Raw genomic sequence first — 11,542 nt, forward strand, 5'->3', positions numbered from 1 at the left:
CGAATTGGATGTAACAGGAGAAGAATTACTCCGTTCGGATCAACCCGGCCGCTGGGTCAGGTCGCCGATCGCGGCGACGATCGCCTGCACCTGGTTGCGGCCCGAGTCCTTGGCCACGAACAGCGCGTCGTCGGCGGCCAGCAGCACGTCCTGCAGGTCCGGCCCGAACTCCGGGTACAGCGCCACCCCGATCGACACGCTCAGCCCGTCGACCACCTCGGCACCGTCCTCGGCCGAGACCGGGACGCGCAGCTCGCGGACCCGCTCGCAGATGCGCTCGCCGGTCGCGTGCAGCTCCTCCCGGGTGATCTCCGGGCACAGCACAACGAACTCCTCGCCGCCCCAGCGCCCGACCACGTCGTACCGGCCGGCGCAGGCGGTCAGGGTGTCCGCGACGGCCTGCAGCACCCGGTCGCCGACCAGGTGCCCGTGCAGGTCGTTGACCGCCTTGAAGTGGTCGAGGTCGACCATCAGCACCCCGACCCGGGTCTCGTCCCGCGCGGCGCGCCGGACCTCGGCCGTCGCCAGGTTCGTCCAGGCCGTGGCGTTCGCCAGGCCGGTCTTCTGGTCGGTGGACGCGGCCTCCTCGAGCTGACGCAGCAGTACGCTGCGGTGCAGCACCAGCAGCGCCGGCACCATCATCAGCGACCAGCTGGGGTGCAGGGCGAGCAGGATCGCGTTGATCGCGCCGAGGCCGATCGTGCCGTACTCCAGCGCCGCCTCCTTGCCCGTGCCGAGCGCGCGCCGCAGGCTGAGCCGCTGTTCGTGCAGGGTGATGGCGGTGGCGACGAGACCCAGGTTCACCGCCGAGTACACCAGCACGGCGAGCACGATCGCCGCGAACACCTCCGGGCGGCCCCAGTCCGTCAGGTCGCCGGGCGCGAGCTGGTACCGGATCGCCGACGCGCTGTGCGCGGCCAGCACGACCGTGGACGCGGTGAACACCAGCCGGTAGGCGCGCACGCTGCGCACCCGGTACCAGCTGCGCCAGAACAGGTGCAGGTACAGCGCGCAGGTCACCACCGGGACCAGCGCCGTCGGCAGCACCAGGATGGCGGAGAACGTCCACACCGAGGTCAGGTTGACGTGCGGGGTGTCGTTGAACCGGCGGCGCACCCGTTCCACGTGCCTGGTCATCTCGCCCATGGCCACGCCGAGCCCGACGATGATCCCGAGCATGGCGAGGTCGGTGCCGTCGACCGAGGCCCGCAGGGCGTGGAACAGGGTCAGGCCGGCGGCCGCGGTCTCCACGACCAGCAGCAGCGCCAGCACCCGGGCCGGCTCACGCCACAGTGCCCAGCGTGCCGGTCCCCTGGACCGGGTATCGGTCGGCGGGGATGCTGGGTGCGGCGGTCGGGGGACCTCACGCTGATCAGCATCCCCCATGCCGTGCTCGGCGGCCGTGCCGATGGAAGGAGGTGCCAGCGATGTCGCGTAGCTGGGACTGGTGAATCCCCGTACCCGTCCGTTGCCGTTCGTGCTGGGAGGAGGTGTGTCCGATGCGGAGCTGGGACTGGTGAGGTCCGGTAGCTGACCGTTCGCGCTGTCGTTCTCGATGGTGTTCTCGCTGGTGGGAGGTGTGCCCGATGTCGCGGAGCTGGGACTGGTGAACCCGGGAGTGTGTCCGTTGCCGTTCGTCCCGGAAGGAGGTGCGTCCGATGCGGAGCTGGGACTGGTGAGCCCGTGACCCCTGTGTCCGTTGCCGTTCACGAGGTCGTTCTCGACGGCGTTTCCGCTGGTGGGAGGTGTGCCCGATGTCGCGGAGCTGGGATTGGTGAACCCGGGAGTGTGCCCGTTGCCGTTCGTCCTGGAAGGAGGTGTGTCTGATGTCGCGAAGCTGGGACTGGTGATCGCCCCATGCTGATCAGCGTCGTCGGTCTCGCGCCCGCCCGGACGGATACGGGCGCGAAGCCACGACGACCCCACGAGGCCAGTGAGCACGATGCCGGCCACGCCGCCGACGGCGACCGCGAGTGCCGAACTGGTCATGTCCGCGAGTATGCCCGCCCCGAGGATCGCGAGTCCCTGGGAGGACAGCACTCCGGCACCAACCAGCCCGGACGCGGCGCCCCGGTGGTGGTCGGGCACGGCGAGTACGAAGGCGGCCTGGGCGAGGAGCAGGTACCCCGTCGCGCAGGCGCCGCACAGCGCCCACAGCGGAACGACCAGCCACAGCGGTGGCCCGAACGCGCACAGGGCGAGCGGCACCCCCGCCGCGACCGCCAGCACGGTGGTCGCCCGCGCCCGCCGGTGGTCCGGAACGCGGGCGACGAGCCACGCCCCGACGATGTTGCCGACCGGCATGGCCGCCATCAGCAGGCCGACCGCGGCGACCGGGACGCCGAGGCCGGCCGCGTACGGGGCGGCGAGGCCCTCCGGCACCACGAACACGCCGATCAACCAGGACAGCGCCGTCAGGCCGCGCAGCCGGCGGTCGCGCCACACCAGGCGGGCGGCGCCGGTGGACCGCTCGGCCCGGTCCCGCCGGGCGGCCGGGCGGTCGCGCACCCCGGCCATCAGCAGCACGGCGCTGAGCAGGAACGTCGCGGCGTTCAGGCCGAGCGCGACGTGCGGCTCGACCAGCGCGACCAGCACGCCGCCGAACAGGAACCCGACGGCCTGCACGGTCTGGTTGGTGACCGTGCGCAGGGCGAGCCCGGTGACGTACCGGTCGCCGGTCAGGATCGCCGGCAGCAGCGCCTGCTGCGCTGCCTTGAACGGCGGCCCGACGAGCGTCAGCGGGAACACCAGGGCCATCAGCACCGGAAGCGGCAGCGCCGGGATCGCCATCAACGCGGCGAGCACCGCGCGGAGCACGTCGACGGCCACCATCAGCTCGCGGCGGCGGTAGCGGTCGGCCAACCCGCCGAGCAGCACGCCGCCGAGGATCGCGGGAAGGAAGGTCAGCGCGTAGGTCAGCGCGGTGAGGGACGCGGACGAGGTCCTGGCGTACACCAGCACGGCGATGCCGACCCTGGCGAACTGGTCACCGAGGACGGACAGCAGCTCGGCGCCCCAGAGCGCGCGGAACTCGCGCACGGACAGCACGTCACGAAAACCCGCGCGACCCATCGTCTGCCCTCGCTCGGTGAACACCTCCGGGCCGTACCCCGCGTGGCCCGTGGACCCGAGACTAGAGCGCTGCCGGAGGCGCACCACCCTCGTGGCCGGTGTCCACCCGAACGGCCCAATGTGCTCACGCAACGTAGTGGGCGGGGAATCCCGCCAGCGGTTGTCAGGTTTGCCCGGCAGGGTGGCCCGCATGACGGACAACAAGGTGGCGCTGGTCGCCGGTGGAACGCGGGCGGCCGGCCGGGCGATCGCCGTCGAGCTGGGCAGGCTCGGCATGACCGTGTACGTGACCGGCCGGACCACGCGCGAGCGGCGGTCGGAGCTGAACCGGCCGGAGACGATCGAGGAGACCGCCGAGCTGGTCGACGCGGCCGGGGGCACCGGCGTCCCGGTGCGCGTCGACCACCTCGAGCCGGACCAGGTGCGGGCGCTCGTCGACCGGATCGACACCGACCGGGGCCGGCTCGACGTGCTGGTCAACGACGTCTGGGGCGGCGACCCCTACATCGAGTTCGGCAAGAAGTTCTGGGAGCTCCCGCTCGACGGCGGCCTGCGGATGCTGCGCCTTGGCGTGGAGACCCACGCGATCACCAGCCACACCGCGCTCCCGCTGCTGATCCGCCGGCCGGGCGGCCTGGTGATCGAGATGACCGACGGCACCGCCGAGTCCAACGCCAGCTACCGGGCCGACGCGGGGTTCTTCTACGACCTGGTGAAGACGTCCGTGCAGCGGATGGCCCTCGCCCAGGCCGAGGAGCTGCGCCCGTACGGCTGCACGGCGGTCGCGCTGACCCCCGGCTGGCTCCGCTCGGAGGCGATGCTCGAGGGGTTCGGCGTCACCGAGGCCAACTGGCGGGACGCCACCGCCGACCACCCGCACTTCGTGATCTCCGAGTCCCCGGCGTTCGTCGGCCGGGCCGCCGCCGCGCTCGCCGCCGACCCGGACGTGTCCCGCTGGTCGGGGCAGTCCCTGTCGTCGGGGCAGCTGGCCCCGGTGTACGGGTTCACCGACACCGACGGCAGCCGCCCCGACGCCTGGCGCTACATCGCGGAGGTCGAGAGCGCCGGCAAGCCGGCCGACGCGACCGGGTACCGCTAGCGCCGCCGGTGCATGAGCGGGTTCTCGAAGAACGAGTCCTCGTCCTCCTCCTCGACCGGGCGCCGGCGCCGGGCCGAGGGCGGCTCGGGCCGCGGCGGCTCCTCCTCGGCCGGCGGTTCGGGCTGCTCCGGCTCGGCGACGCCGATCTCGACCAGCTTCTCCATGCTCGCCGGGGGAACCCTGGACAGCGAGTCGAAGGCGGCGGCCACGCCGTGGTCGAGCCGCCCGGTCGCCAGGCCCTCGACGACCTGCCGCCAGGTCACCTCGCCCCGGTTGATCCGCTCGATGACCCGCTGCCACTCCTCGGTCCGCCCGTGGCCCTCGACGTAGGCCTTGATCCGCTCGACGTCCTCGTCGGTCGGCGGCTCCGGCGGGCCCGCGCGGCGCTCCATGTCCTCGGCCTGCTGCTCGGCCGCGCGCGCCTTGGCGAAGGCGTAGTCGATGCGCGCGTCCAGCTCGCGCTCGGCCTGGTCCATGTCGAATGTCGGAAGTGATCGACCCTGCATTGGTCCTGCCCCCTACTGGTTCTCGGCGCCCGCCGCGATGTCCTCCAACTCGGTCAGCGCGTCGTCCGCCGAGTTGATGCCTTCGGTGACCTGGGTCTTCTGCTCGTCCATGGTCGTGCGCTGTTCGTTGATGGTCTCGGCGGTCTCCACCGCGTCGGTGAGGCTGCCGATCTCCGGGATCGTCTGGACGGTGGTGAGCAGCTCGGACAGGGTGTTGAAGTACTCCTGCATGCTGGTCACCACCTGCTCCATGGAGGTGAACAGGTCGAACACCGCCTGCGCGGTGTTGATGATCGACATGATGTCGTCGTAGAGGTCGTCGATGTCGACGCCGAAGATCTTGCCGATCCACTTGCCGGCGGACTGGATGGCCGTCCACGCCCAGCCGACGACCGGGATGGCCTTGGTGGCGATCTTGCGCGCGACGGTGATGAGCCGGTTGATGCAGTCGACGGCGAGCTGGGCGATCCGCTTGGAGACGTCGGCGATCTTGTCGAAGCCCTTGGCGACGAACTCGCCGAGCTGCTGGCCCGCCCAGACCGCGCCCTTCTTCCAGAACAGGTCGAAGAACTGCTCGAACGCGGCGGCCGCGTCGCCTTCCCAGTACTCGGTGGCCAGTGTGCTGGCGTTGTTGCCGAGGCTGGCGGCGAGGAGGCCGAAGTTGGTGCCGACGCTGCGCCAGGCTTCGCCGTTGGCGGCGATGCTGTTGTAGTTGCCGGCGAGGGGGGAGATCATCGAGTCGGTGAAGCCCTTGCCGCCGTCGACGTCGAACTCCGACCAGATCCAGTCGAGAACGGTCAGCACGCCACCGGTGTCGATGTCCTCGGAGTAGTTGGTGTCCGGCCGGTCGATGGCGGAGATGTCGGTCTCGGTGTACTTGAAGTCCGACGAGCCGTCGTCGAGGTGCCGGTCGTACCCGTCGCCGTTGCCGTAGCCGTGACCGAAGTCGATCTCCTCGTCGGTGCCGCCGCCGAGGCCGTTGCGTTCGAGCAGCGACTTGTTGTTCTCGTCGACGTACCCGTAGCTCTTGGCCGCTCCGAGGACGGAGTCGCCCAGGTCGCAGAGCTTGCGCTGCATCTCGCTGAACGCCGAGCCGACCATGACCGACGCCTCGCCGTTGACGATGTCGCCGAGTGGTTCGAGCAGCCCGACGAACCCGTGGTCGCTCATGCCCTCGTCGCGCGCGAGCCGTTCGATGGTCGGCAGCGTGTAGCCCGCCTCCGCGCTCAGGTAGAAGCCGAAGTCGGCGATGGCGTCCTCGAAAGCGGTGTAACCCATGTGCCCCCCTTGGGCGATGTCTCGATGAAGGAAGTGTCCTACTGAGAGTCCAGACCGTCCGTCCGCCGGGTCGGTTCCTGGTGCGGCCGGGTCGACCGGCACTTTTTGCATTCGCAAGCCCGGTGGTCACCCGGCGCGCGCGTCAGCGAAGTCTGGACTCCACAGCGGGGACCAGCTCGTCGGCGAGTGCCCGGAGCTGTTCCTGCGTGCCCTGCGGGGACGAGGTCGTGATGACCTCCACCAGTTGGCCGTCGTCGAGCTCGAGGATCGCCACGAGGTGGTTCTCGGTGATCATCCGGACCTCGAGCGACGTGTCGGCGTAGCCGGCGGCGTCGCCGAGGCCCTCGATCGGGGTGTAGGCGACGGTCTTGGCGTCCGCGTCCACGAAGTACTTGTCCAGCGCGTCCTTGGGATCGGTCGACCCGCTGCTCGCGGTGCGCACGGTGGTGCTGACGTCGAGCGCCTTGTCGATGTTCTCGACGTCCGAGGCCATCACCGACTCGGTGACGTACGTGCAGCTGACGGACTCGCGCTCCTCCTGCTCGAGCCCGCCCTGCGCGTCCTCGACCGACTCGCCGTACTGCTCCTCGATCGTGGCGGTGTCGATGAACGAGCACAGGTCGTCGGCCAGGTCCGAGATAGACCCCGTGGCCCCGCCCGCCTGCTCGCTGGTGGCCTGATCCCCGCCGGGATCGTCGTTCGTCCCGCCCTCGCTGCCGCACCCGGCCATGAGCAACGCGACGGCGACGACGCCGAGCGCCGTTCGCCTCATGTCAACCCCCTTCGCCTTCCCTCCCACACGGGAGTCTGCCACGCCGGTCAGGAGCCGCGCAGCCGAACCGGACACACCACCGTCCACCCTGGTCACTTCTCGGCGTTCGCCGCGATGTCCTCCAACTCGGTCAGCGCGTCGTCCGCCGAGTTGATGCCTTCGGTGACCTGGGTCTCCTGTTCGTTCATGGCCGTCGTCTGCTCGTTGATGGTCTCCGCGGTCTCCACCGCGTCGGTCAGGTTGCCGATCTCCGGGATCGTCTGCACGGTGGCGAGCAGTTCGGAGAGGGTGTTGAAGTAGCCCTCCATGCTCTGCACCACCTGGTCCATGGACGTGAACAGGTCGAACACCGCCTGTGCCGTGTTGATGATCGACATGATGTCGTCGTAGAGGTCGTCGATGTCGACGCCGAAGATCTTGCCGACCCACTTGGCGGCGGACTGGATGGCCGTCCACGCCCAGCCGACGACCGGAAGGGCCTTGGTGGCGATCTTGCGGGCGACGGTGATCAGCCGGTTGATGCAGTCGACGGCGAGCTGGGCGATCCGCTTGGAGACGTCGGCGATCTTGTCGAAGCCCTTGGCGACGAACTCGCCGAGAGCCTCACCGGCCCAGACGGCGCCCTTCTTCCAGAACAGGTCGAAGAACTGCTCGAACGTGGTGGCGGCCTCGCCCTCCCAGTACTCGGTCGCGAGAGTGCTGGCGTTGTTGCCCAGGCTCGCGGCCAGCAGGCCGAAGTTGGTGCCGACACTGCGCCAGGCCTCGCCGTTGGCGGCGATGCTGTTGTAGTTGCCGGCGAGCGGGGAGATCATCGAGTCGGTGAAGCCCTTGCCGCCGTCGACGTCGAACTCCGACCAGATCCAGTCGAGAACGGTGAGTACCCCGCCGGTGTCGATGTCCTCGGAGTAGTTGGTGTCCGGGCGGTCGATGTCCGAGATGTCGGTCTCGGTGGTCTTGAAGTCGGACCCGCCGTCCGCGCCGTGGTTGTCGTAGCCGCCGTGCGGGCCGCCGTAACCGGTGCCGAAGTCGATGTCCTCGTCGGTGCCGCCGTCGAGCCCGTTGCGTTCGAGCATCGTCATGTTGGCCTCGTCGACGTAGCCGTAGCTCTTGGCGGCGGCGAGGACGGAGTCGCCGAGGTCGCAGAGCTTGCGCTGCATCTCGCTGAACGCCGAGCCGACCATGACCGAGGCCTCGCCGTTGACGATGTCGCCGAGTGGTTCGAGCAGCCCGAGGAACCCGTGGTCGCTCATCCCCTCCTCGCGGGCGAGTTTCTCGATGTTGGGCAGGGTCTGGCCGGCCTCCGCGCTCAGGTAGAAACCGAAGTCGGCGATGGCGTCCTGGAAAGCGGTGTAACCCATGTCTCCCCTTGAAAAATGGCAGGCGGAAAAGTGATGTGTCCGTGCGATCAGAGATTTGTCGAGCCCGTGGCATCGACGGCCTGTTCGCTGATGATCCGAACGCCGCTATCCCGCAGCCAGCCGTGAGCGGCGCGGTCGCGACAGCGACGGCGCCGAGCGCCGTACGCGAGTCCAACCCCCTGATCCGCCCCTCCCCGAACGGGAGTGTGCCACGCCGGAGCGGAGTCGCGCAGCCGAATCGAAAACACCCCGCGGAATCAGGACAGGGGCTCGTTGCGGGCCGCCATCGCCCGTCCGACGTCGGCCAGGGCGGCGCGCAGCGACGGCGGCGACAGCACCTCCACCCCCGCGCCCAGGCCGCAGAGCTGCGTCAACGCCACGTCCTCCGCCTCCACCGCCAGCGAGACCTCGCGCCAGCCCTCGTCGTCCGGCTCGCCCGCGGCGGCCAGTGCCTCGGCGGCCGCCTCCGGGTCGGTGACCTCCCGCAGCACCCGCTGCGCCCACGGGCTCAGCCGCAGCCGCACCCGGTCGCGCAGCAGCGACCGCTCGAACCTCGCCGACGTCTCCGCCCACCAGGTCGCCAGGTCGAAGTCCGGGCGGGTGAACGTCTCGGACGGCTCCACCGCAACGAGCCGGGCCACCCGGTACGTGCGGGGAACCTCACCGGGCACCGGCCGGGCGACCAGGTACCAGACCCCGGCCTTCCCCACGACGCCCAGTGGCTCCAGCAGGCGTTCCACCTCGCTGTCGGCGCGGCGGTAGCGCACCCGCACCCGCCGGGCGTCCGCCACGGCCGACGCGACCGCGGTCAGGTGGCGCGCCTCCTCCGGCCGGTGGAACCAGCCCGGCGCGTCCAGGTGGAACCGGGCGCCGACCTGCTCGGCGTAGTCCCGCAACCCGGCCGGCAGGGTGGCCAGGACCTTCGCCCTCGCGCCGGTCAGCGCGGAGCCGAGGCCCAGCTCGGCCAGCACCTCCGGCACACCGGTGGCGAGCATCGCGGCCGCCTCCTTGCCGGTGAGGCCGTCCAGCCGGGTGCGCCATCCGTCCACCAGCCGGATGCCGCCGGACCGGCCCTGCTCGGTCCACAGCGGAACGCCGGCCGCCTCCAGCGAGGCGATGTCGCGGTACACCGTCCGCTCCGACACGGCCAGTGCCTCGGCCAGCTCGGCGGCCGTGGCGCGGCGGCGGTGCTGGAGCAGGAACAGCAGGGTCACCAGGCGCTCGGCTCGCATCCGTCGATTGTGCGGCCTCCGCGGTGCGGACCGGTCACCACGACTCGACGAGCGGCGCGTCGTGCTCGTGCCGGCGCCATTCCGCGGTGAGCCGGCCGAGCCGGGACGCGGTGGCCATGCCGCGCACGGCCGCGATCCGCTCGCCGCGGACCTCCAGGATCACCACGCCGACGATCCGCTCGCCGATCACGGCGACCATCGCGGGGGAGCCGTTGACCACGGCGGCGTGCAGCGCGGGGGAGCCGCCGGCGATCCGCCGCTTCGCCGACGTCGGCTTGAAGCCGGCCCGGAGCACCGAGGCGATCCGCTCGGGATCGGTGAACCGCTGCAACCTGCCGGAGCCGGCGCCGTCGGTGATCGCGACCGCGTCGTCGGTCAGTAGCGCGACCAGCCGTTCCGTGCGCCCGGAGGACGCGGCGTCGATGAACGCCTCGACGACCCGGCGGGCGGACGCGCGGTCGACCGCCTCGGTGCGGCGCGCGGTCGTGACGTGCCGCCTGGCCCGGTGGGCGTGCTGCTGGCTGGCGGCCTCGGTGATGTCGAGCAGCTCGGCGATCTCCGCGTGCGGATAGGAGAACGCCTCGCGCAGCACGTAGACGGCCCGCTCGATCGGTGAGAGGCGTTCCATGAGCATCAGCACCGCCACACTCACCGACTCGCGCTGCTCGACCGTGTCCGCCGGACCGAGCATCGGGTCGCCGTCGAGGAGCGGTTCCGGAAGCCAGTCGCCCGCCGCGCGCTCGCGCCGCGTCACCGCCGACCGGAGCCGGTCGAGCGACAGGTTGGTCACCACCTTGGTCAGCCACGCCTCCGGCACCTCGATGCGTGCCCGGTCGGCGGCCTGCCAGCGCAGGAACGCGTCCTGCACCGTGTCCTCCGCGTCGGCGGCCGAGCCGAGCAGGCGGTACGCCAACGAGGCCAACCTGTTCCGGTTGGCCTCGAAGCGTTGCACGGTGACGGTGTCCATAGGCGGACTCTAGGCCGTGTTCATGCGCTGACCGGCTCCGCGGCGCGGTCCGCGACGGTGGTCAGCCGGTGCCTGCGGGTGGGCAGTCCGTAGGTCGGGTTGCGCGCGGCCCACCCGGCGCCGACGAGCACGGACGCCTTGATCCGCGCGGCCACCCGCCCCCGCAGCGACCACGACTTCGACGCCGCGTCGCCGTCGACCGCCTGGAAGATCGCGTCCCGGCGGCCGAGGCTGACGCAGTTGGCGAGGTAGCCCAACGTCTTCTCCGGCACCGCGCGGCCGGTCAGGTCGCCGATGATCGTGGCCGTGACCTGCATCCTGGTGAACCCGGCCGAGGCGCAGGACATCGGCAGCGGCCGGCCGTTGTCGCCGATGACGTACGCGCAGTCCCCGGCGGCGTAGACGCCCGGGTGCGAGACCGAACGCATCATGCGGTCGACGGTGATCCGGCCGTCGTCCTGGACCTGGAGGCCGCTGGCCGCGGCGATCGGGTGGGCGGCGAACCCGGCCGCCCACACGGTCGCGTCGGCGGCGAACACGGTGCCGTCGGCGGCGACCGCACCGGTCGGCGTGACCCGGCCGATGGTGGTGTGCTCGTGCACCTCGATGCCGAACCGGTCGAAGGCGCGGAGCAGGTGCCGGCGCGCCTTCCGGCTGAGCCAACCGCCGAGCTCGCCGGTGGTGGCGACGGTGACCCGCAGGTGCGGCCAGGACTCGGCGATCTCCGTGGCGAGCTCGATGGCGGTGAGGTTGCCACCGACGACCAGCACGGTCCCGTTCTCGCCCAGATCGGTCATCCGTTGGTGCAGGCGCAGCGCGGCCGGCCGTTCGGCGACGTGGTGGGCGTGCTCGGCCACACCGGGAACGGCGGCGCCGCCCGAGGTGCTGCCGATGGCGTAGAGGAGCGTGTCGTACTCGAGCCGGTCGGTGCCCTGGTCGTCGGACACGGTGACGGTCCGGTGCTCGGCGTCGACGGCGTCGACCCGGGCCACCCGCAGCCGGACGCCGGTGCCGGCGAAGACCTTCGTGAGGTCGTGGCGGCGGGGCTCGTCGCCGGTGGCGAGCTGGTGCAGGCGCATCCGCTCGACGAAGTCCGGTTCGGGGTTGACCACGGTGACCTCGACGTCGTCGGGGTGCAGGTGGCGGGCGAGATGCCCGGCGGCGGCGACTCCGGCATATCCGGCGCCGAGGACGATGAGGTGGTGCCGCATCTTCGGTGCTCCTGTCTGTTCGCTTGCCCTTCCTGAACGGGGTGGCA

The 11,542-nt window shown here is 71.1% G+C and carries 9 protein-coding genes; 1 reads left to right on the forward strand and 8 read right to left on the reverse strand.

Annotated features, from left to right (window positions below; genetic code table 11):
• Window positions 1–39 precede the first annotated feature (39 nt).
• A complete protein-coding gene (locus JT362_RS06950; protein ID WP_260190179.1) occupies window positions 40–3,096 on the reverse strand; it encodes an MFS transporter in 3,057 nt (1,018 codons plus the stop codon).
• Window positions 3,097–3,262: 166 nt separating this feature from the next.
• On the opposite strand from JT362_RS06950, the gene JT362_RS06955 reads away from it, so the two are divergent.
• A complete protein-coding gene (locus JT362_RS06955) occupies window positions 3,263–4,171 on the forward strand; it encodes an SDR family oxidoreductase (RefSeq protein WP_260190180.1) in 909 nt (302 codons plus the stop codon).
• Here JT362_RS06955 and JT362_RS06960 read toward each other — a convergent pair.
• The 7 genes from JT362_RS06960 to JT362_RS06990 all read right to left on the reverse strand — a co-directional run bounded on the left by JT362_RS06960 (window position 4,168) and on the right by JT362_RS06990 (window position 11,495).
• Entirely contained in the window at window positions 4,168–4,647 is a 480-nt protein-coding gene (locus JT362_RS06960; RefSeq protein WP_260190181.1) for a hypothetical protein, read from the reverse strand. The genes JT362_RS06955 and JT362_RS06960 overlap by 4 nt on opposite strands.
• A gap of 42 nt (window positions 4,648–4,689) precedes the next feature.
• Window positions 4,690–5,955, reverse strand: coding sequence for a hypothetical protein (locus JT362_RS06965; RefSeq protein ID WP_260190182.1), 1,266 nt, complete (start codon window positions 5,953–5,955; stop codon window positions 4,690–4,692).
• Between the two features lie 142 nt (window positions 5,956–6,097).
• Window positions 6,098–6,727, reverse strand: a complete 630-nt coding sequence (locus tag JT362_RS06970; RefSeq protein WP_260190183.1) for a hypothetical protein — start codon at window positions 6,725–6,727, stop codon at window positions 6,098–6,100.
• Between the two features lie 92 nt (window positions 6,728–6,819).
• A complete protein-coding gene (locus tag JT362_RS06975) occupies window positions 6,820–8,085 on the reverse strand; it encodes a hypothetical protein (protein WP_260190184.1) in 1,266 nt (421 codons plus the stop codon).
• Window positions 8,086–8,342: 257 nt separating this feature from the next.
• Entirely contained in the window at window positions 8,343–9,317 is a 975-nt protein-coding gene (locus JT362_RS06980) for a helix-turn-helix transcriptional regulator (RefSeq protein ID WP_260190185.1), read from the reverse strand.
• A 34-nt stretch (window positions 9,318–9,351) separates the two neighbouring features.
• Entirely contained in the window at window positions 9,352–10,284 is a 933-nt protein-coding gene (locus JT362_RS06985; protein WP_260190186.1) for a sigma-70 family RNA polymerase sigma factor, read from the reverse strand.
• Window positions 10,285–10,304: 20 nt separating this feature from the next.
• Entirely contained in the window at window positions 10,305–11,495 is a 1,191-nt protein-coding gene (locus tag JT362_RS06990; protein ID WP_260190188.1) for an NAD(P)/FAD-dependent oxidoreductase, read from the reverse strand.
• Window positions 11,496–11,542: the final 47 nt, after the last annotated feature.

The sequence above is a fragment of the Actinophytocola gossypii genome (assembly GCF_025165815.1).
GTDB lineage: Bacteria > Actinomycetota > Actinomycetes > Mycobacteriales > Pseudonocardiaceae > Actinophytocola > Actinophytocola gossypii.